The organism is Lacinutrix venerupis, from assembly GCF_001971745.1.
Lineage (GTDB): Bacteria > Bacteroidota > Bacteroidia > Flavobacteriales > Flavobacteriaceae > Lacinutrix > Lacinutrix venerupis.
The window spans coordinates 3,014,801-3,038,611 of record NZ_CP019352.1; the positions used below are offsets into that span (position 1 = coordinate 3,014,801).

Below are 23,811 nucleotides of genomic sequence, written 5' to 3' on the forward strand. Positions count from 1 at the left end.
AGGTCTTTAATTTTAATAGGTCTCGACTGCGCTCGACCAGACAGAGTTATAAATCCTCCAAAATCTGCTTCAACACAATCTGCGCTGAAAATGTTCTATTATTTGCTTGCTGCATTACAACAGATTGTTCGCTATCTAAAACCGCATCTTCTACAACAACGTTTCTTCTAACTGGTAAACAATGCATAAATTTTGCCTTTCCTAATTTAGATTTGGTCATCATCCAATTTTCATCCTGATTTAAAACTTTTCCGTAGTCTTTATAATTACTCCAGTTTTTCACATAGACAAAATCGGCATCTTTTAAAGCGTCTTCTTGATTGTGATTTATTGTTGTGTTTTTGGTGATTGCTTCGCTTAACTCATAACCTTCAGGATGTGTAATGGTTAAATCTACATCCATATTTTGCATCATTTCTACAAACGAATTTGCAACTGCTTGTGGCAACGCTTTGGGATGAGGTGCCCAAGACAATACGACTTTAGGCTTTGGCTTTTCTGTTAATTCGGTAATGGTAATTGCATCTGCCAATGCTTGTAAAGGATGCGCTGTTGCGCTTTCCATATTTATTATTGGAACTGTTGCGTGTTTCACAAAGCTGTTCATTACAAATTCACTTTCGTCTTTTTGCTTATCAGTTAAACTTGGGAATGCTCTTACAGCAATTACATCGGCATATTGCGAAATTACTTGTGCTGCTTCTTTAATATGTTCAGACGTGTTTGCATTCATGATGGTTCCGTCTTCAAACTCTAAATTCCACGCATCATTTACGTTTAAAATCATAACATTCATACCTAGGTTTTTTGCTGCTTTTTCAGTACTTAATCGTGTACGCAAACTAGCATTAAAAAACAACATGACTAGGGTTTTGTGCTTTCCTAAATCTGAAAATTCAAAAGGATTCATTTTTAATAAAATGGCTTCCTTTATCGTTTCCTGAAGATTAGAAATGTCTTTTATGTTTGTGTATTTTTTCATATTCATTTCCCACAGAAGTGGGAATCTCTTTTAATTAATCTAATTCCTTTTTCAAAGCCTTAAAAAATAAATCGACATGTTCTTTTTTGATGGTTAAAGGCGGAAGAATTCGTAATAAATTAGGATTCTTTGCGCTTCCCGTAAATATCTTATGCTCAAAAATTAGCTTTTTACGTAGCTCTGTAATTGGAAAATCAAATTCTAATCCGAGCATTAAACCACGTCCTTTAATGTTTTTAATTGCTGAAATTTCTTTTGCTTTCTCAATAAAATAAGCTGAGATGTCTTTTGCATTTTGCATCAAATTCTCTTCTTCAATGACTTCTAAAACTGCTAGTGAAGCAACACATGCCAAGTGATTTCCACCAAAAGTGGTTCCCAACAAACCAAAAGAGGCTTTAATATTTGGGTGAATTAAAATACCACCAATTGGAAAACCATTTCCCATTCCTTTAGCAATAGAAATAATATCTGGAGTCACATTATATTTTTGAAATGCGAAGAAATCACCAGTTCTTCCAAAACCAGATTGAACCTCATCTGCTATAAAACACGTATTGTATTTTTTACATAATGCATCTACACCTTCGTAGAATACAGCAGTACTTTCGTCCAATCCACCAACACCTTGAATACACTCAATAATTACTGCGCAAACATCGTTTTTTGCTAAGGCTTTTTCTAACGACTCTAAATCTCCTAAAGCTAAAATCTCTACCTCTTGTTGAGCATTTATTGGCGCAATTATCTTCGCATTATCTGTTGCTGCAACAGCTGCTGATGTGCGACCATGAAAGCCATTTTTAAAAGCAACCAGCTTTTTCTTTCCGTTATGAAAAGATGCTAATTTTAAAGCATTCTCATTGGCTTCTGCACCAGAATTACATAAAAACAATTCATAATCTTTACAACCAGATAATCGTTCTAATTGGTCTGCTAATTGTGCTTGCAACGGATTCTGAATCGAGTTACTATAAAACCCTAATTTGGCAACTTGCTCACTAATGTTTTTCACATATTTTGGATGCGAATGCCCAATAGAAATCACAGCATGACCACCATATAAATCTAAATATTTGGTGTTGTTTTCATCGTAAACAAAAACATCTTCTGCTTTTACAGGAGTGATATCGAATAATGGATAGACGTTAAATAAACTCATATTTGTTACTTTTTTTTTGTCTTTCAGAGCGAAGCGAAGAATCTCTTCATTTAAACAGATTCTTCAGTCATGCTTCCTTCTGAATGACATTTTACTTTATATCTGCTCTTTTTTAATGTTGCTAATTTTATTAAACGAAGCAATCATACCTTGTATCAAAGAAGAGCTTAACCCTTTGTGTTCCATTTCATTTAAACCTTCAATCGTACAACCTTTTGGCGTAGTCACTCTGTCGATTTCTTCTTCTGGATGATTTCCATTAGTAATCAATAAACTCGCAGCTCCTTCACTCGTGTACATGGCTAATTCTTGTGCTTCTTTGGCATCAAAACCTAACTGAATTGCTGCTTGCGTGGTCGCTCTAATTAAACGCATCCAAAAGGCAACACCACTTGCACAAACCACAGTTGCTGCTTGCATTTGACTTTCTGGAATACTCAACGAATGTCCTAAACGGTTAAAAATAGCCTCAGCAATTTTAATACGTTTTGCACCTTGCTCATTACTACACAAACAAGTCATTGATTTACCAACTGCAATCGCTGTATTTGGCATGGCGCGAATGATAAATTTATCTGCTCCAACTATGTCTTCAATCTTAGGAATTAGAAAACCAGTTATGGTTGAAATTAACACGTGTTTTTCTGTTAATTCTGGCATAATATCATTCAATATTTGCTCAAAATGTGCTGGTTGTACAGCAAAAATTATAATATCCGATTGCTTTACAGCTTCGGTATTATCTGTAGTTAAAAACACATTTTTATAACCATCAAATTCCTGAATTCCATCTAAATTTCTTTTGGTTAAATACAGACTAGTAATGGCGTTGTTGGTTATCAATCCTTTTGCGATGGATTTTCCTAAGTTTCCTGTTCCTATTATTGCTATTTTCATGTTCTATCTTTTTTGTCATTACGAAGGAAGAATGACTGAAGTAATCTTATTAAACAGATTGCTTCGTTCCTCGCAATGACAGTGTGTTAAAAATAATTTGCTTTCAATTGTAATCCTTCGGTTTCTTCAAAACCATACATTAAATTCATGTTTTGTACTGCTGCGCCAGAAGCACCTTTTAATAAATTATCAATGGTACTCGTTATTAGTAATTTATCGCCATGTTTTTCTAGACTAATAATACATTTGTTGGTATTTACTACTTGCTTTAAAAAAATACTTTCGTCTGAAACCATAGTAAATGCTGCGTCTTTATAATAGGTTTTGTAAAGCGCTTTTGCAGCTTCTAAAGAACCTTCAAACTTTGTGTATGTTGTAGCAAAAATTCCTCTAGAAAAATCGCCTCTATTGGGCATAAAATTGATTTCAGCATTAAAATTAGATTGCAATAATTTTACCGATTGGTTAATTTCACCTAAATGCTGATGGTTAAATGCTTTGTAATGCGAAAAATTATTATCTCTCCAAGTAAAATGTGTTGTTGCAGATAAAGAAGTTCCTGCTCCTGTTGCTCCAGTAACTGCATTTATATGCACATCATTAGTTAGCAAACCATTTGCAGCTAAAGGCAAAATAGCTAATTGTAATGCTGTAGCAAAACAACCAGGATTTGCAATGTATTTTGCTTTTTTTATGGCTTCTATATTTAGTTCTGGTAAACCGTAAACAAATTCTTTTCCTTCAAAATTCTTATTAGCTAGTAATCTAAAATCGTTACTTAAATCAATAATTTTAGTTGCATCTGAAAAAGTATTTTTCTCTAAAAATGCTTTAGAATTTCCGTGACCTAGACATAAAAACACCACATCTACATTAGCATTTATTTTGCCAGAAAATGTCATTTCAGTACTTCCTATTACATCTTGGTGTACTTTATAAATTTTATTTCCAGCGTTAGATGTGCTGTATACAAAATTAAGCTTGGCTTTAGGATGATTTAACAACAGTCTAATTAACTCTCCTGCAGTATATCCTGCACCTCCAATGATTCCTATTTCTAACATAATTAAGAATTTACTTGTTGATAGATTTTGTTCTGATTTCCAATAATCTTAATAAACCCTTTCGCGTCCTCTGCTGTCCATGCCTTATTTTCTTCACCATAAGTACTAAATGCACTAGACATTAAATCGTGATTAGAAACAATTCCATCTAAAGAAAAATGATACGGTTTTAAAGTTACTACAACATCTCCAGACACCATTTTTTGTGAGCTTTGTAAAAAAGCTTCTGTATCACGCATTACAGGATCTAGGTATTGCCCTTCATGTAAATGCATGCCGTAAAAACTAGATAAATATTCTTTATGCTGTAACTGCCATTTTGTAAGGGTATGTTTCTCTAATAAATGGTGCGCTTTTATAGTAATTAAAGCAGCAGCAGCTTCAAAACCTACACGTCCTTTGGCACCTACAATAGTATCTCCAACATGAATATCTCTACCAATTGCATAGCCAGAAGCTATAGTATTTAAGTTTTCAATATTTATTTCTGGCGCATTTTCTTTTCCATTTAAAGCAACAAACTCGCCATTTTTAAAGGTTAATGTTACTTTTTCTTCGCCTTCTTTTTCTAATTGTGACGGATAGGCTTCACTAGGTAAAGGCTTTTCTGATTTTAAAGTCTCCACACCACCAACACTAGTTCCCCAAAGTCCTTTGTTTACGGAATATTTAGATTTTTCCCAAGACATATCTACGCCTTCCGATTTTAAATATGCTATTTCTTCTTCTCTTGTTAATTTTTGATCTCTAATGGGTGTTATAATTTTAATATTAGGAGCCAAGGTTTGAAAAATCATATCAAAACGCACTTGATCATTTCCAGCACCAGTACTTCCATGTGCAATATATTCTGCATCAATACTTTTAGCGTACTCAATAATTTCGATAGCCTGAATAATACGTTCTGCACTTACTGATAAAGGATACGTGCTATTTTTTAATACATTCCCGAAGATTAAATACTTAACTACTTTATTATAAAAAGTAGCAACTGCATCAATGTTTTTATAAGTAGAAACTCCCATTTTATAAGCATTACTTTCTATCTGATTAATCTCTTCTTTGGTAAAACCTCCTGTATTTACACTAACTGCGTGTACATCGTACGTTTTAGATAAACTTACTGCGCAATATGATGTATCTAATCCACCACTATATGCTATAACTAATTTTTTATTATTCATTTTTATCTTTTTTTAGAAATCTTGTTTGCTTAATGCTTTTTAATCTGGTCCAAACTTTTTTATCGTATTTATGTTTTTCAACTGGTTTCACTTCTTTATCAGGGTCGTATAACATACCTGTACAAAGACACATTACTTGCTCTGTACGTTGTAAAACATCGTAATTTTTACAAGTTTGACAACCGTTCCAGAACGTTTGATCTTTAGTTAATTCGGAAAATGTTACTGGTTTATAACCTAATTCGCTATTCATTTTCATAACAGCCAATCCTGTAGTAATACTAAATACTTTAGCATTTGGATACTTGGTTCTAGAATGGTCGAAGATGACCTTCTTAATCTTTTTAGCAAGTCCTAAGTTTCTAAAATCTGGATGCACAATTAAACCAGAATTAGCCACAAATTTACCATGACTCCATTGTTCGATATAGCAAAATCCTGCAAACTTATCGCCTTCTAAAGCGATAACAGCATTACCATTTTCCATTTTGGTAATAATGTATTCTGGTTTACGTTTTGCAATACCTGTGCCTCTAACTTGAGCAGCATCTGCAATGGTTTGGCAAATAATATCTGCGTAAATACTATGTGATTTATTAGCAATAACAATTTCCATTGTAATTGATTTATATAATTAGAAAATATTGATTTTGTTTTTTTTTAAGCAGAACCGGACTCACCTAAGTTCTAAAATAGAAGCACACCCTTAAGGGCGTCGACGTAAAATTGGACGCACAACAATTCTGTTATTATTTATAATAACTGTATTTAAAAAAGTAAATATTTGTGATGTGTGATTCAATGTTAAAAAATAAAAAAACGGTTAACTAAAGTGCTTTTGAAGTATTAGCATTAGCGACGTCGTCTGCGCGCTGGCAAACTTGTGGGTCTTTCGTTTTTGTTTTGTGATTTTAACATGTTGTAAAATTATAAATTAATTTGATATAAACTAATAAAACTATGAAATCGAATAAATTTTTATGGAATATTGATTTTAAAGCTTAATAATTATATAAATCTCATTATTAGGCTTTTTAGTTTTTAAAAAAACTATAAAATATAATCTGTACTCACAAAATTTGAAGCCTTAGAATCTAACAATTCCTTTAAAATAGCATTATTATAATCGTTATCTTTTGAAGCAACAAACGTTCTAATTGAAAAAGAACGCAACGCATCATGTACACTTAAGGTTGCAACTGCAGAATCTTTACGTCCTGTAAAAGGATATACGTCTGGTCCACGTTGACATGAGCTATTTAAATTCACTCTACAAACTAAGTTTACTAAGGTATCTATTAATGGCGCCAATGTTTTTATATCTTGACCAAACAAACTTACTTGTTGTCCGTAATTAGAAGCAGCCATATCGTCTAAAGGCTCTTCAATATCATTAAAAGGAACTACGGGAATCACTGGCCCGAATTGCTCTTCTTGAAATACACGCATCTCTTTTGAAACTGGATACAATACGGCAGGAAAAATATAATTATTAGTAGTTTCTCCTCCTTTACTATTAATAATTTTTGCTCCTTTTGCCGTAGCATCGTCAATTAATCCTTGAATATATGCTGGCTTATCTGGTTCTGGCAGCGGTGTTAATTTTACACCATCTTCCCAAGGATTACCAAATTTAAGCGCATCTACTTTTGCTGTAAAACGCTTATTGAATTCTTTTATAATATCCTCGTGTACATATAAAATTTTTAATGCTGTACAACGTTGCCCATTAAAGGACGTTGTACCTGCAATACATTCTTCTATTGCTAAATCTAAATCGGCATCTTTTAAAACTATTGCTGGATTTTTAGCTTCTAAACCTAATACCAAACGCAATCTATTACTTTTTGGATGTTGATTTTGTAAAGCATTTGCAGATTTACTATTTCCTATTAACGCCAAAACATCTACTTTACCAGATTGCATAATTGGTGCAGCTACTGTTCTTCCTCTTCCATAAATAATATTTACAACACCTTTAGGAAAGCTAGTTTGAAATGCTTCTAACAAAGGTGAAATTAATAAAACACCATGTTTAGCTGGTTTAAAAACAGCTGTGTTTCCCATAATTAAAGCAGGAATTAAAAGCGCAAATGTTTCGTTTAGAGGATAATTATAAGGACCTAAACAAAGAACAACACCTAAAGGTCCACGACGAATATGCGCATTTACACCTGCATGCTTTTCAAATTTAGCACTATCACGATCCATTTGTTTATAATCCTCAATTGTATCGTAAATATATTCAACTGTTCTATCAAATTCTTTTTCAGAATCTGGAAGATTTTTACCAATTTCCCACATTAAAAGCTTAACGATTTCATCTCGTTTAGTTTTCATTTGTGCAACAAATCTTTCCATGCAAGCAATACGATCTATTACTTTCATGGTAGGCCATAAACCTTGCCCTTTATTATATGCTGAACATGCCGCGTCTAAAGCCTCTAAAGCTTCCTTTTCTCCTAAAGTTGGGATACTCCCTAATAAAGTAGGTTTGTAATCTTCTGTCGAAGAAATAGTAGAAAACACTTGCGATGTTTCTCCTTTCCAAGATTTTAATTCTCCACCAACCAAATAAGAATCTTGGTTTATAGGTTTTGTTATTTTAAATGCTTCAGGAATGTTAGAAAAAGATACTTTCATAATTAATATTTTATACTAAAATTTTCAATTATTAAAAATAACATTACTTAAACAGATTATTGTTAAGTAACTGTTATTGTTAAACCAAAAATTGAAATAAATCCGGTTTATCATTTAGATAATCTCCAAAAAAATTGTTCAACTTCATTTTAGTTATTAAAGGTTCTAAATCGCTTGGAGATTTTAATTCTAAACCGACCACAGCAACATCATTTTCGCGGTTTACTTTTTTAGTATATTCAAAGTGTGTAATATCATCTGTTGGACCTAAAATATCTACCACAAATTCGCGCAAAGCACCAGCGCGTTGCGGAAACTTGACAATAAAATAATGTTTTAAATTAGCATGTAACAATGCACGCTCTTTAATCTCTGGAGTACGTGTGATGTCGTTATTGCTTCCGCTAACAACACACACAACATTTTTACCTTTTATTTCTTCTTTATATTGCTCTAAAGCTGCTATGCTTAATGCTCCAGCTGGTTCTACAACTACAGCATCTTTATTGTATAATTCTAATATGGTTTGACAAACTTTACCTTCGTCTACCGTAATCATATCACTTAAATTTTGCTGACAAATTGCAAAGTTTAAATCACCAACACGTTTTACTGCTGCTCCATCAACAAAGTTTTCGATATTTTTTAATTCGGTGTTTTGTTTTCGTCTTAAAGACGTTGACATTGAAGGCGCTCCTGTAGGCTCCACTCCAATTATTTTTGTATTTGGAGATAATAGTTTAAACACGGAAGATAATCCTGCAGATAATCCTCCACCTCCAACAGGAACAAATACATAATGGATTGGATGTTGTGCTTGATCTATAATTTCTAGTCCAACGGTTGCTTGACCTTCAATAACTTTTTCATCATTAAAAGGATGAATAAATGTTTTGTTTAACGCTTCACTTTGCTGCATTGCGGCATGATAAGCATCATCAAAAGTGTCACCAACTAATACAACGTCAATATACTCTTCGCCAAACATTTTTACCTGTTCTACCTTTTGATTTGGTGTTGGAGAAGGCATGAAAATAGTGCCTTTTATTTTTAACAATTTACATGAAATAGCTACACCTTGCGCGTGATTTCCTGCACTTGCACATACAATTCCGTTCTCGATTTCTGTTTGACTTAAAGACGACATTTTGTTGTAAGCTCCTCTTATTTTATAGGAGCGAACTTGCTGCAAATCTTCACGTTTAAACATGATATTAGCATCGAATTGCTTAGAATAATTTCTGTTAGAAATTAAAGGAGTTACAGATGCAACTCCTTTTAATTTTTCTGCAGCAGCTTCAACAGATGCTAATGTAGGCTTGTATATTGTTGTGGTGTTTTCCATGTTTTATGAGATCCTGAAATTAATTCAGGATGACAATTGATTTAAGCTAATACTGAATCTTCAGTTTTAACATCAGATTTTATAATTTTCATTGCAGTCATTGCTGCTCTTAATCGCTTACCAACTGTTTCTATTGGGTGATTTCTAATCGCATCGTTTACAGCTATTAATTCCACATTATCAACTCCATTTGTAGTTGCAAATGCTTTACCAATAATATCTGTTTCCACTGTTTTCATGAAATCTGTTAATAATGGTTTGCAAGCATGATCAAATAAATAGCAACCATATTCTGCAGTATCTGAAATGACTCTATTCATTTCAAATAATTTCTTTCTAGCGATTGTATTGGCAATTAATGGTAATTCGTGAAGTGATTCGTAGTATGCTGAGTCTTCAATTATTCCTGCACTTACCATAGTTTCGTAAGCTAATTCAACACCAGATTTAACAAATGCTACTAATAACGTTCCATGGTCAAAATATTCTTGTTCAGAAATATGCTCTGTTGTTAACGTCGTTTTTTCAAAAGCCGTTTCACCTGTTTCTGCTCTCCATTTTAAAAGATTTACATCATCATTTGCCCAATCTTCCATCATGGTTTTTGAAAAATGACCCGAAATAATATCGTCCATATGTTTTTCGAATAAAGGACGCATGATGTCTTTTAATTCTTCAGACAATTGGTATGCTTTAATTTTTGCAGGATTCGATAAACGGTCCATCATGTTTGTAATTCCACCATGTTTTAAAGCTTCAGTAATGGTTTCCCAACCAAACTGAATTAATTTTGCTGCATAACCAGGCTCAATACCTTCTGCGACCATTTTATCGAACGATAAAATTGCTCCTGTTTGTAACAAACCACATAAAATGGTTTGCTCACCCATTAAATCACTTTTTACCTCAGCCACAAAAGACGATTCTAAAACACCAGCACGATGACCTCCAGTTGCAGCTGCATAAGCTTTTGCTTGAGCCCAACCTTTATTTTCTGGATCGTTCTCTGGGTGCACAGCAATTAGTGTTGGCACACCAAAACCTCGTTTATATTCTTCTCTAACTTCGGTTCCTGGACATTTTGGAGCAACCATAATTACAGTTATATCTTCTCTCACTTTAGTGCCTTCTTCTACAATATTAAATCCGTGAGAATAACTTAGCGTAGCGCCTTTTTTCATTAAAGGCATTACTGCTTCTACAACATTTGTGTGTTGTTTGTCTGGTGTTAAGTTTAATACTAAATCTGCAGTAGGAATTAGCTCCTCATAAGTCCCAACATTAAATTCGTTGTCGGTAGCATTTTTATAAGAAGCACGCTTCTCATCAATAGCTTGTTGCCTTAATGCATACGAAATATCTAAACCTGAATCACGCATATTTAATCCTTGATTTAAACCTTGTGCGCCACAACCAATAATTACAATTTTTTTTCCTTTTAATGCGTTAACACCATCTTCAAACTCTGAAGCATCCATGAATCTACATTTACCTAATTGATCTAATTGGTTTCTTAATGATAATGTGTTGAAATAATTTGACATTGTCTTTTTATTTTAATTATTGGTTATGCTTGAAAAGCTTCCAGCATTGTTGATATTTTCATTTCGTCTTTTGTAACAGCAATACGTCCTGAACGTGTAAATTGCATGATTCCAAAAGCACTTAATTCTCTATATAATAATTCTATTTCTTCTTTACGTCCTGATTTTTCAATAACAAAAAAATCACGATTTACAGTTACAATTCTAGCGTTGCTTTCTTTAATTATATTCTGAATTTGTCGCTCTTCAAACAATAAATCAGACTTCATTTTAAAGATGCAAGATTCTTGATAGATGGTGTCTTCATCTGTATGAAAATAAGCCTTAATAACTTCGACTTGTTTTTCAATTTGACCAATTATTTTTTTCATTTGGTCTTCGGTAATATTTACAACAATGGTAAATTTTGAAACACCTTCAATTTCTGAAACCGAAGAGTTTATGCTTTCAATATTTATATGTCTGCGCTGAAATATTGCCGAAATACGATTTAATAATCCTATATTATTTTCGGTGTAAACCGAAACAGTATATATGTTGTTTTCTGCTTCCATATTATTCTAATCTTACGTCTGAAACTGATGCTCCTGTAGGTATCATTGGAAAAACATTGTCTTCCTTTTCTACACAAACTTCTAAAAAGTATGGTCCATCTGTATTTATCATTTTAGCCACTGCATCCTTTAAATCTTCACGCTTTGTTACTTTTTCAGCTTCAATAAAATAACCTTTAGCAATAGCTACAAAATCTGGATTTGTCATTTCTGTAGACGCATAACGTTTATCGAAAAACAACTGTTGCCATTGGCGAACCATACCTAAAAATTCATTATTTAAAACCACAATTTTTACAGGTACTTTTTGCTGAAAAATGGTACCCAATTCTTGAATAGTCATTTGGTAACCACCATCTCCAGAAATTGAAATTACTTCACGTTCTGGAGCTGCCATTTTTGCTCCTATTGCAGCAGGTAAACCAAAGCCCATAGTACCTAATCCACCAGAAGTAATATTGCTTCTTGTTTTGTTGAAATTGGCATAACGACAAGCTATCATTTGATGCTGGCCAACATCTGTTACAATTGCTGCATCACCTTTAGTTTGTGAGTTAATTTCTTGTAAAACTTCACCCATTGTTAAACCTTCTTTTGTAGGATGGATGTCGTTTTTTATTACTTTTTCATATTCAATAGCATATAAATCTTTAAACTTTTGATACCATTCTGGATGTGTTTTTTCTTCTAAAAGCGGAAGTAAGGCAGCTAAACTTTGTTTTGCATCACCTAAAACTGCCACATCTGTTTTTACATTTTTATCTATTTCGGCTGGATCAATTTCAAAATGAATCACTTTTGCTTGCTTAGCATACGTTGCTAGATTACCAGTAACACGATCGTCGAAACGCATACCAATTGCAATTAAAAGGTCGCACTCATTAGTTAAAACATTTGGCGCATAATTACCATGCATACCAACCATACCAATATTTAAAGGATGAGATGTTGGAATTGCTCCTGCACCTAAAATAGTCCAAGCAGATGGAATTCCAGCTTTTTCAACAACCGCTTTAAATTCGGCTTCAGCCTGACCTAACGCCACACCTTGTCCCCAAACAATCATTGGTTTTTTTGCTGAATTAATAAGTTTTGCAGCAGCTTCAACCTGATTATGATTTAATTTTGGAATCGGAATATAACTTCTTACACCTTTACATTTTTCGTAATTAAAATCGAATTCTTCAAACTGAGCATCTTTTGTTATATCAATTAAAACAGGACCTGGACGACCACTTTTAGCAATATAAAAAGCTTTAGCTATAACTTCAGGAATATCTGAAGCTTTAGTAATTTGGCAATTCCATTTTGTAACTGGTGTAGAAATACCTACAATATCTGTTTCCTGAAAAGCATCACTACCCAATAAATGCGACGCTACTTGACCAGTAATACAAACCATTGGTGTGCTATCTATTTGCGCATCTGCAATACCTGTAATCAAGTTAGTTGCTCCTGGTCCAGAGGTTGCAATTGCAACACCAACTTTACCCGAAATACGTGCATATCCTTGAGCAGAATGGGTTGCGCCTTGCTCATGACGTGTTAACACGTGATGAATTTTATCTTGGTATTTATAAAGCTCATCATACACTGGCATGATTGCTCCACCAGGATAACCATAAAGTGTATCTACACCTTCTGCTAACAAACATTTTATTATAGCTTCGCTACCAGAAATACGCTCTGTAGTTTGCGTTGTGTTTGTTTCTTTTTTTATAGTTTTTGTATCCATAAATTCCTGCGCAGGCAGGAATCTCATCCTACCTTTATATATTTTACATATTGTTCTCGCGCTTTGCTTGAGATTCTTTTTCTTTTATTTAAAATTCATAGCTATTACTGCTACGATTATGAGATTCCTTTTTTACAAAGGAATTTTTAAAACTCGTCCGTTACACATCCTTTTGAGGCAGACGATACGGTTTTAGCATATTTGTACAACACACCTCGTTTAAATTTTAAATCTGGTGCTTTCCAGTCTTGTCTTCTTTTTTGCAATTCTTCTTCTGAAACCTCTAAAACAATGGAGTTTGTTTCTGCATCAATGGTTATTATATCTCCATCTTTCACTAACGCTATATTACCACCTTCTTGAGCTTCTGGAGTAATGTGCCCAACTACAAAACCATGCGTTCCTCCAGAGAAACGTCCATCTGTAATTAATGCTACATCTTTACCTAAACCTGCTCCCATAATTGCAGCAGTTGGCTTTAGCATTTCTGGCATTCCTGGTCCACCTTTTGGTCCTTCGTAACGAATTACGACAACATCTCCTTTTTCTACTAATCCATCACGAATACCATCATTGGCAGCATATTCGCCTTCAAAGACTTTTGCTTTACCAATAAACTTTAAACCTTCTTTTCCTGTAATTTTAGCAACAGAACCTTCGGTAGCGAGATTACCATAAAGCATTCTTAAATGACCTGATATTTTTATTGGCTCTTCAATTGGCTTTATTACATCTTGACCTTCAGTTAAATCTTCAACATCCAATAAATTCTCTGCAATTGTTTTTCCTGTAACGGTTAAACAATCGCCATGAATTAATCCTTTTTTCAATAGATATTTTAGAACCGCAGGAATTCCGCCAACAGCGTGAACATCTTCCATTAGGTATTTTCCGCTAGGTTTTAAGTCGGCTAAAAATGGTGTGTTATCGCTTATATCTTGAAAATCTTTTAAAGTAAAATCGATATCTGCTGCTCTTGCAATTGCTAAAAAGTGAAGTACTGCATTTGTAGAACCACCTAAAATAGTAACTAATCTTACAGCGTTTTCTAGAGATTTACGCGTAATAATATCTGAAGGTTTAATATCTTTTTCTAATAAAACACGCATGGCTTCACCAGCTTTAACAGACTCTTCTTTTTTAGCATCACTTAATGCTGGATTTGATGAGTTAAAAGGTAAAGTCATCCCTAAAGCTTCAATAGCTGAAGCCATAGTATTTGCTGTATACATACCACCACAAGCTCCTGCTCCTGGACATGCTTTTTCAACTATATTTTGATATTCTGTTTCTTCCATGGTTCCAGCAACTTTGCTTCCCCAAGCTTCAAAAGCAGAAACCACGTCTAGTTTTTTTCCGTTATGGCAACCAGAATCAATGGTACCTCCATACACCAAAATGGATGGACGATTTAACCTAATCATTGCCATTAAGGCTCCTGGCATATTTTTATCGCAACCTACCACTGTTATTAGACCATCGTAACTCATGGCTTGCACTACGGTTTCCATAGAATCTGCAATAATATCTCGAGATGGTAGTGAGTAACGCATTCCTGGCGTTCCCATAGAAATACCATCACTAACACCTATTGTATTGAAAATAAGACCTACAACATCTTCATTTTTAGTACCTTTTTTAGCCAATTTAGCTAAATCATTAAGATGCATATTACATGGGTTACCTTCGTATCCTGTACTTGCAATACCGATAATGGGTTTTAAAAAATCTTCTTTAGTTAAACCAATAGCATGCAACATGGCTTGTGCTGCTGGTTGTGTTGGGTCTTGCGTAACTGTTTTACTGTATTTATTTAATTGACTCATATTTATTTTTGCTGAAACTAAATTAATTGTTTCGTTTATTTTGAGTATTACTATAATTAAAATTAAGCTAAACTCAATGCAATTAACAAATATGTATAGTGTTGTAAATCAGCATTTTAAACATCAAACGATATGATGTTCAAAAGCTTTTATTTTTTTTAAATTATTTATTATTTAATTTTTTCTTAAATGAAATTGCTGCTGTAGTATAACCTCCTTCGGTTGCATCAACAAAATGAATATGTTTTTCTTTTCGATCTTGAACATAACAAGACATTACCGAAGCATAAGTTGTATGTATGCCAAAAGTTAATTCTCCTTTATTTTCTCGATGCGTTAAATAAGTTTTTAATTTGTCAATATCTTTTTCCTTTCCAACCATAACTGTATTTATAGTTCCATCCATCATAATTGTATCTGAGAGTTGACTAAGTTCTTCAAGATATTTTTTGCCTTTTTTAAAAAATTTAAAATATACTTTCCCTAAAACTGTAAGAAACCAATTCTTTGCTAAATAACCGATACTATACTTACCTATTTTGGCGTACATTTCTTTTCTTATTTTTGCTATACTAGAGTTTAATTTTAAGCTAATTGTAGAAATTGGTTGCCTTTTATCTAAGTTCCCAAAAATAGAATTGATTTTGGTAATTACTTCTGCATAAACCTTAGCTTGTTGTATTTCGTTTTCACAAAATACCAAAAGGCAAACTACTTTTTTACCTTCATTCTCTGGAACAATTTCGTCCCATCGACATTCCATGCCTTCTAAATTCACTTCTTTTTTAGGGAAGCTTTTTTTACTTGGCAACCATGAGGCTTTTATTTCGTCTTCAGCATATTTTAATCCGTTACCAAGAATTACAGGTATTGTTAATAAAGGATTTAATTTAAGTTTAGCTATTTTTAATTTAAAACCTGCGCTTAGAATGTCTTTTACAGACATTGTTCCTATTCTTAAATTAAGAGATAAATTGTTTTGCACATGGACACGATGGACTTCTAAAATATCCATAACATTTTTTCGCACAGTAGCAGGAACAATAAATGTTGCTCCATCACCTCCAAAAAAATAAGGGATTTTAAAATATCTTTCCTTAAGTTTAAACTCGTTTAACACAGCTACAATACTTCCTGTTGCTGCTAAATTAACTTCGTTATGAAGACCGTTTTCTACAGCAATAGTAGAATTTTCCACATCTGCAACTACAACATACCAATTTTCTGGCACTTGAGTAAACAGTCTTTCGTCTTCTAATAAACGTTGAAGTGTTATATTGTGCTTAATTAACTTATGGTAAAAAGCATTATTAACTTTCATATTATGCATTATAAATTAACATGATTTAGTTAATTAAACACTAAAGTATCACTAATTTATATAACTTTATCTTAAATATTCTTTTAAAGCACACATCTATAATTATAATATTATAATATTGTATATTAATTCAATCTCACATTGAAAGAAGAAACAAATAATAAAGAATTTAAAGCTAAAAAGAAGAAATACCGATTCTTAAAAATTATCGGTAAAACAATTCTGTTCTTTTTAATATTATCCCTGTTAATTATATTATTTATAAGAAGTCCTTTTGGCCAAGACATTATTGTAAACAAAGCCACTTCTTATGTTTCTAATAAAACAAATACTAAAGTTGCTATTGAAAAGCTATTTATAACTTTTGATGGAGATATTCAGCTTGATGGCCTTTACCTTGAAGACAAAACAGGCGATACGTTAGTATATTCTAAATCTTTAGAAGCAAATGTTCCTTTATGGTCTATGATTCGTGGAGAAAGTGTAGGTGTCGAAGCATTAGACTGGGAAGGATTACGTGCTAATATTATAAGAAAAGATTCTATAAACGGTTTTAATTTTCAGTTTCTAATTGATGCTTTCGCTACACAAACCACAACTCCTGTTGATACTACAACAACAGCGCAGCCTCTAAATATTATATTAGGAAATCTTAATTTTAGAGATATTGATGTTGTTTACAACGATGCTATCTCTGGAATAGAAAGCCGATTCGATATTAGCAAACTTAATATAAATATGGATGAAGTAAATGTGGATTCTATGGAGTTTAACGCGTCAAGTATTGAACTAGATCAAGCTAATATAAAATTCTTCCAAACTTACGTTCCTGCTAATCCAAACGCAGAACCAACACCATTACCTAAGCTTTCTACAGACGAAATAACACTAAAAAACGTTACAGCAAATTATAAATCGCAAGCCGATAGAATAGCTGCCAATGTAGATATTACAGATTTTTATGCAGAAATACCAAATGCCGATTTAGCAAATAACGCTATCAACATTAATACTCTCGATTTAAAGGATTCTACAATTGCTATTTATACCGAAACGGAAGACAATGCAATTACTCAAAAAGTTGAAGAAGTTAGTGAAGATATAAAACAAGATATTAAGAATTTTCAGTGGCCAGATTTAAGAGTTTCGGTCGATAATTTAAATTTAGAAAATGATAATATTAGCTATTTCATTGGCAATGCTAAAGCCAGCAAAACTACATTTAATCCAAACGCATTAGTTTTTAACAACTTAAATTTAATAGGACACACCATCTTTTTAGAAAATAAAAAAGGAGGCTTAACCATTGAGACGTTTAATTTTAATGAGACCTCTGGATTAAACTTAAAAGATTTAGCACTTGAGTTTAATGTTTCTGATGAAAAATTAATGATTGACAATTTAAATTTCAAGTTAAACAATAATACCATTAATGGAAACCTAATACTAAATTACAACACATTAGCATCATTAATCGAAAAACCAGAAGATTCTAAAATCAATCTAAACTTACCCAATTTTAATGTAGATTTAAATGAAATTATTAAATTTCAACCTGATTTAAAATCTAATAATTATTTAAACACACTTAGCAAGAAACCTTTAAAAGGCACAATTAAAGCTAATGGCTATTTAGCAAATATTAACTTACAAAATGCTTTTATTAATTGGGGAAATACTACAAGAGTTTCTGCTAATGGAAACATTTTAAATGCTACAAATCCAGATGAGTTAAATTTAAATATTCCTAATTTTTCTGCAGAAACTACTAAAACAGATTTAGCCAAATTTGTAAACGAAACGGAACTTGGTGTTGCGTTACCAGAAAACATTAAAATTACCGGAAATTTAAAAGGTGGACTAAATAACATTTCTACAAATTCTAAAATTACAACATCACAAGGCATAGCAACTATAGACGGTTCGTTTAAAAACGCGGAGACTATTGCTTTTGATGCTAATGTAAAAATTAATGATTATAAATTAAGCGAGCTACTTCAAAACGAAACTTTAGGCAATTTAAGTTTAACACTAAAGGCTAATGGTAGCGGAAAAACTATAAACACTTTAGATGCTAAAGTAAATGCGGTAATTTCAAATTTTGGTTATAATCAATATGTAATTAAAGACCTTAATTTAAACGGAAATATTAAAGACGGAAAAGGAAAAATATTATCTAATTATAAAGATGATAATCTTAATTTAGATTTAGACGCATTAGTAACCTTAGACTCTATCGCTCCAGAAGCTAAAATTAATTTAAATATTATTGGTGCAAACCTACAAGGATTAGGTTTAATGAACCGAGACATAAGAACAGGCCTTAAATTAAAAGGTGATTTTAAAGGAAATGCTGAAACTTATAATTTTGAAGCAAATATTGAAGACGGTGTAATAGTTTACGATAATAAAACTTACCTATTGGGCAATATAGACGCTACTGGTTTTGTAAAAAGTGATACAACCTCCGTTACATTTAAAAATAAATTAATCGATTTAAACTTACAATCTAATACAGATCCACAATCTTTTGCTACGGCTTTACAAAAACATGTAAACAGTTATTTCTATCGCGATGTAAAAATTTCCGATTCTGTAGCAAAACCTGTTCGTTTAAAATTAAATGGATACATTACACAATCTCCATTATTAAACGATGTGCTTTTAGTTAATGTTAAAGACTTAGACACTATTTCTATAGCTGTAGATTTTGAACAAGAAGAGCGAAAATTAATAGCAGATATTACTGCACCACATATAAATTATGCCGGTTACGAATTAGATAGCTTAGCGTTTAAAATGAATACCAATAAAACCGATTTAAATTTTGATTTTGGTTTTAAAGCACTCAAAGCAGGAGCAATAGATATTCAAAAAACTAAAATTTCTGCCGATCAAAAAAACAACGAAATGCTGTTAACAATCACAGCATTTAATGAGGAAGAAAAATTAATAAATGTAATTTCTCAAATTACAGGACATCAAGAAAAATTAACACTAAAAGTACTTCAAGACAATTTAACGTTTAATCAAGAACCTTGGAATATTCCATTAAATAATGAAATGATTTATACCGAAAATCATTTAGAATTTAACAACTTTAAAATTAGTAACGGCAACCAAGCTGTAGAGATTACAGATAACTTACAAAATATAGCAAAAGAACACGTTGCGATAGATTTTAAAAATTTTAATCTAGCAGATTTTTTAAGTTATTTTAATACCGAAAAAACCTTAGCTTCTGGTATAATAAATGGAGATTTTATTTTAGAAGAACCTTTTAAAGACACAGGTATTCTTGCAGATTTAGAGGTTAACAAACTTGAAGTTTTAAAAGCTAATCTAGGCAAACTAGCCATAACAGGAAGATCACTTGGCGGAAACAGCTACGCTTTTAACTCAACACTAAAAGGAGGTGATGTAGACTTAGATTTAGTGGGTGATTATACTGCAAATGAAACTGGCGCAAATTTAGATTTGGATTTAGATATTAATGAGTTTAAAATGATAGCTCTAGAAAAATTCTCTCAAGGCTACTTAAAAGAAACAGATGGAAACTTTTCTGGGACATTTAAATTAAGTGGCACAACAGCAGAACCTAAATACCAAGGAAAATTAAATTTTAATAATGCCGATTTTAATATCGCCATGTTTAATGCAGCATTTACATTAGAAAACGAAGCAATAAGTGTTAATAACGAAGGTTTAAACTTATCTAATTTTACTATAAAAGATAAAGACAGTAATAGCCTTGTCGTTTCTGGAGACATTGGTACAAAATCCTTTATCAATCCTACTTTTAATTTAAATTTAAAAGCAAAAGATTTTCAGTTTTTAAATGCCACAAAAGAGGATAACGATTTCCTCTACGGAAAAGCAAGTTTTGATGCCAATGGAAAATTAACTGGAGATTTACAAATTCCAAAACTTAATGCTAATGCAACTATTGGTTCTAGCACAGATGTAACATATGTCATGCCTTCCGCAACCGTAAATATAGAGCAACGCGATGGTGTTGTAGTATTTGTTAATCGAGAAAATCCAGATGCTATTTTAACGCAAAGCGAAGAACAAACTGCAACTATAAAAGGATTCGATATTAAAACCTTTTTAAAAGTTGGAGACAAAGCAACAGTTACAATAATTATAGATGAAGATACAGGAGATTATTTTAAAGTGTCTGGTCATGGTGATTTTGATTTTACAATGAAACCAAACGGACGTATGAATTTGGTAGGAACATACAATGTAGATACCGGTTTATACGAAATGAATTTATACAACATTGTTAATCGAAAATTCGAACTAGCTTCTGGCAGTAAAGTCTCTTGGTCTGGAGATCCTTTTGATGCTAAGTTAGACGTTCGTGCTATTTACGATTTAAAAGCATCGGCGTCACCATTAATGGCATCACAACTTTCTGGAGCAGATCCTGCAGTAAAAAGTAAGTATAGACAAGTTCTTCCTTTTTATGTTTATTTAAATATTGATGGCGAATTGCTTCAACCTAAAATATCTTTTAAATTAGATATGCCAGAAGACGAGCAAGGCGCTATTAGCGGTCAAGTTTATGGCCGCGTACAACAGGTAAACCAACAAGAAGGCGAATTAAACAGGCAGGTATTTTCATTACTAGTTTTAAACCGTTTTTATCCAGAATCTGGCAGCGATGGTAGTACAGGTGGTTTTGCAACGGTTGCTAGAGACAACCTTAACGATGCTGTTTCAGATCAATTAAATGTATTTTCAAATAAACTATTAGGCAATTCTGGTTTCGAACTCGATTTTGGTTTAGACAGTTATACGGATTATCAAGGTACGGCACCACAAGACAGAACACAATTAAATGTGGCAGCACAAAAAAGATTGTTTGATGACCGTTTAGTAGTAAGAGTTGGTAGCGAAGTGGATTTACAAGGAAGTAGTTCTACAGGCGAATCCTCACCATTAATTGGTAATGTAAGCCTAGAATACTTATTAACTAAAAATGGGCGTTATAAACTTAAAGGATTTAGAAGAAATGAATTCGAAAATATTATAGATGGACAAACCATAGTTAGCGGTATAGGACTTATTTTCACTCAAGAATTTAATAAATTTAGTGAACTTTGGGACGCTATACTCTACAACGAAACTAAAGCAGAAAAGCAGGAAAGAGATCGTTTAGAAAAAGAACAAGAGCTTAAAGACGAAGAAAAAATTGATCCTGAAAAAGAAAGCTTAAAAGAGAATTAGTGGTAAAAAAAATAGCACATACAACTATCTTAAATTTGAAAACAAAAACACAAATAATTCTAAGCATTATTATTGTAATAACACAATCATGTGCTGTAAAAAAATACATTCCAGAAGGAGAGTTATTATATACTGGTGCAGAAATAGAAATAAAAGCAGACAGTCTTGTAGAAAACCCTAAAAGCTTAGAACCTATTTTAGAAGCTGTAATAACTCCAGAGCCAAACTCTAAGTTTTTAGGTATGCGACCAGGTTTACATTTTTACTACAAAGTTCAAAAAGAAAAACCTGGATTTATAAACAGATGGTTATTTAAACAATTTGGAGAAGAACCTGTTTACCAAAGCGATGTTGAAGCCTACGAAGTAGAAGATGTTTTAGTTAATAAATTAGAAAACAATGGGTTCTTTTACAGTCGCGCCACTTCAGATTTTATTGAAAACAAAAACACAAAAGAAGCATCTGTAGTATATTCAATTACAGTTCCTACACCGTATAAAATTGAGACCTATCAAGTAGACTCTTTACCTTCTCCTATTTATGAGGATATTAAATATGCAGTAGAAAAATTAAATTTTAAAAAAGGAACTCGATTTGATTTAGAAGGAATGAAAACCGAGCGCCAGCGTATTGATGCACATTTAAAAAACAAAGGCTATTATAATTTTAATTCAGACTTTTTAATTTTTGAAGCAGACAGTAACCAATACGATAACAAAAGCGTAGATTTATATTTAAAATTAAAAAGTGAAGTTCCCGAAAAAGCAATTGTCCCATATCGTTTAGGAAAAGTAAATATCTATCCTGATTACGAGCTACCTAAAGATTCTAAAGTTTTTGATAGCGAGCGCTACAACGAAAAAACATATGTTCAAGACCCTAAATTTTTCCGTCCAGATCGCTTAGATCCTTTTATTACTTTAAATGAAGGAGAATTATACAACCCTTTAAACTCAAAAAACACCGCAAGACGTTTATCTACAATTGGAGCCTATAAATTTGTTAATATTCAATATAAAGAGACAGATTCTATTGCAAATGATGGCTTAGGACTTTTAGATACTAATATTTATTTATCTCCATTAAACAAACGCGCTGTTAGAGCAGAAATACAAGCAGTTACAAAGTCTAATAATTTTGCAGGTCCTGCATTAGTATTAACCTACAGTAACCGTAATTTATTTAAAGGCGGAGAAACATTAAACATAAGTACAAAAGCGGCATACGAAACTCAAATTGCAGGAAAAAACCAAGCAGGTTTAAGTAGTTTAGAGTTAGGAGCAGAAGCAGAACTTATTTTCCCACGTGTATTATTTCCAATTAAAATAAGTGATAATTATTTTAAATATGCCATTCCAAAAACAAAAACATCTATAGGTTTCGATTATTTAAACAGAAGTGAACTTTACACATTGCTATCTGCAAATGCAAGGTTTGGTTATGTTTGGGATGCAAGTCGTTATGTAACACATACTATAAATCCTATTTCTACAAATTACACAAGATTATCCAATACAACAGAAGAGTTTCAAGCCATTTTAGACGACAATCCATTTTTAAAAAGCAGTTTCGATCAAGAATTTATTTCTGGGCTAACCTACTCTTTTACATACAACGAATTAGCTAACTCTAGTAAAACGCATCAATTTTACGCAAATTTTAATTTTGATGTCGCAGGAAATACAATTAGCCTATTAGGTAAAGAAAAGGAGGCTGGAGAACCAAAACAAATTTTTGGACTTGAATACGCACAATATGCAAAAGCAGATATAGATTTACATTATCATTTTAATTTTGGTAAAGATCAAAAAATAGCAACTCGTCTTTTTGCCGGTTATGGTCTAGCCTACGGGAATTCAGAAATATTACCATACACAAAACAGTACTTTTCTGGTGGACCATATAGTGTTCGAGCCTTTAGAATTCGCTCACTTGGTCCAGGTACATATTCCAACTCTGGGACAGAAGACGAAACTTTTTTTGACCAAACTGGTAATATTAGATTAGAAGCAAATATAGAATATCGTTTTCCAATATTTGGTTTCTTTAAAGGAGCCGTTTTTGCCGATGCAGGAAACGTATGGAACTCAAAAGAAAACCCATCATTACCAGGAGGAGAATTCTCAAGCGATTTTTTAAGCGAATTAGGAATGGGTGCAGGATTTGGTTTACGTGTAGATGTACAAGGTTTTGTAATTCGTTTAGATTTAGCTGCACCTTTTCATGATCCTGGAGAAGAAAAAGGAGAACGTTTAGATTTTAAATTAGACGAACCTATTTTAAATTTTGCAATCGGTTATCCTTTTTAATTATTTCTAA

15 protein-coding genes are annotated in these 23,811 nt (G+C 32.5%); 2 read left to right on the forward strand and 13 right to left on the reverse strand.

Features of this window, described 5'->3' with window-relative positions; genetic code table 11:
* Nucleotides 1-46 precede the first annotated feature (46 nt).
* The 13 genes from BWR22_RS13610 to BWR22_RS13670 form a co-directional block, all read right to left on the reverse strand.
* Nucleotides 47-982, reverse strand: a complete 936-nt coding sequence (locus BWR22_RS13610; protein ID WP_076734446.1) for an N-acetylornithine carbamoyltransferase — start codon at nucleotides 980-982, stop codon at nucleotides 47-49.
* Between the two features lie 34 nt (nucleotides 983-1,016).
* The gene (locus tag BWR22_RS13615; protein ID WP_076734200.1) at nucleotides 1,017-2,144 is read right to left on the reverse strand and encodes an aspartate aminotransferase family protein; all 1,128 of its coding nucleotides are present in this window, start codon (nucleotides 2,142-2,144) and stop codon (nucleotides 1,017-1,019) included.
* Between the two features lie 96 nt (nucleotides 2,145-2,240).
* Complete coding sequence (proC, locus tag BWR22_RS13620) at nucleotides 2,241-3,041, reverse strand: pyrroline-5-carboxylate reductase (RefSeq protein ID WP_076734201.1); 801 nt, start codon at nucleotides 3,039-3,041, stop codon at nucleotides 2,241-2,243.
* 86 nt (nucleotides 3,042-3,127) lie between these two features.
* Entirely contained in the window at nucleotides 3,128-4,105 is a 978-nt protein-coding gene (gene argC, locus BWR22_RS13625; RefSeq protein WP_076734202.1) for an N-acetyl-gamma-glutamyl-phosphate reductase, read from the reverse strand.
* Between the two features lie 2 nt (nucleotides 4,106-4,107).
* On the reverse strand, nucleotides 4,108-5,289 hold the full coding sequence (locus tag BWR22_RS13630) for an argininosuccinate synthase (RefSeq protein WP_076734203.1): 1,182 nt from the start codon (nucleotides 5,287-5,289) through the stop codon (nucleotides 4,108-4,110).
* The gene (locus BWR22_RS13635; RefSeq protein ID WP_076734204.1) at nucleotides 5,282-5,905 is read right to left on the reverse strand and encodes a GNAT family N-acetyltransferase; all 624 of its coding nucleotides are present in this window, start codon (nucleotides 5,903-5,905) and stop codon (nucleotides 5,282-5,284) included. The genes BWR22_RS13630 and BWR22_RS13635 overlap by 8 nt, the downstream gene beginning before the upstream one ends.
* Before the next feature lie 434 nt (nucleotides 5,906-6,339).
* Nucleotides 6,340-7,932, reverse strand: a complete 1,593-nt coding sequence (locus tag BWR22_RS13640; RefSeq protein WP_076734205.1) for an NADP-dependent glyceraldehyde-3-phosphate dehydrogenase — start codon at nucleotides 7,930-7,932, stop codon at nucleotides 6,340-6,342.
* Nucleotides 7,933-8,011: 79 nt separating this feature from the next.
* Nucleotides 8,012-9,277: a threonine ammonia-lyase IlvA gene (gene ilvA, locus BWR22_RS13645; RefSeq protein ID WP_076734206.1), complete on the reverse strand. Its 1,266-nt coding sequence runs from the start codon at nucleotides 9,275-9,277 to the stop codon at nucleotides 8,012-8,014.
* Nucleotides 9,278-9,318: 41 nt separating this feature from the next.
* Nucleotides 9,319-10,821 carry a ketol-acid reductoisomerase gene (ilvC, locus tag BWR22_RS13650; protein ID WP_076734207.1) on the reverse strand — a complete coding sequence of 501 codons (1,503 nt, stop codon included), beginning with the start codon at nucleotides 10,819-10,821 and terminating at the stop codon, nucleotides 9,319-9,321.
* A gap of 23 nt (nucleotides 10,822-10,844) precedes the next feature.
* On the reverse strand, nucleotides 10,845-11,375 hold the full coding sequence (gene ilvN / locus BWR22_RS13655) for an acetolactate synthase small subunit (protein ID WP_028288914.1): 531 nt from the start codon (nucleotides 11,373-11,375) through the stop codon (nucleotides 10,845-10,847).
* A gap of 1 nt (nucleotide 11,376) precedes the next feature.
* Nucleotides 11,377-13,110, reverse strand: a complete 1,734-nt coding sequence (gene ilvB / locus BWR22_RS13660) for a biosynthetic-type acetolactate synthase large subunit (protein ID WP_076734208.1) — start codon at nucleotides 13,108-13,110, stop codon at nucleotides 11,377-11,379.
* Between the two features lie 146 nt (nucleotides 13,111-13,256).
* Complete coding sequence (gene ilvD / locus BWR22_RS13665) at nucleotides 13,257-14,936, reverse strand: dihydroxy-acid dehydratase (protein ID WP_076734209.1); 1,680 nt, start codon at nucleotides 14,934-14,936, stop codon at nucleotides 13,257-13,259.
* A gap of 163 nt (nucleotides 14,937-15,099) precedes the next feature.
* On the reverse strand, nucleotides 15,100-16,257 hold the full coding sequence (locus BWR22_RS13670; RefSeq protein ID WP_076734210.1) for a DUF3095 family protein: 1,158 nt from the start codon (nucleotides 16,255-16,257) through the stop codon (nucleotides 15,100-15,102).
* A 141-nt stretch (nucleotides 16,258-16,398) separates the two neighbouring features.
* On the opposite strand from BWR22_RS13670, the gene BWR22_RS13675 reads away from it, so the two are divergent.
* On the forward strand, nucleotides 16,399-21,492 hold the full coding sequence (locus BWR22_RS13675) for a translocation/assembly module TamB domain-containing protein (protein WP_083678313.1): 5,094 nt from the start codon (nucleotides 16,399-16,401) through the stop codon (nucleotides 21,490-21,492).
* Nucleotides 21,493-21,527: 35 nt separating this feature from the next.
* The gene (gene tamL, locus BWR22_RS13680) at nucleotides 21,528-23,801 is read left to right on the forward strand and encodes a translocation and assembly module lipoprotein TamL (RefSeq protein ID WP_241828210.1); all 2,274 of its coding nucleotides are present in this window, start codon (nucleotides 21,528-21,530) and stop codon (nucleotides 23,799-23,801) included.
* Nucleotides 23,802-23,811 lie beyond the last annotated feature (10 nt).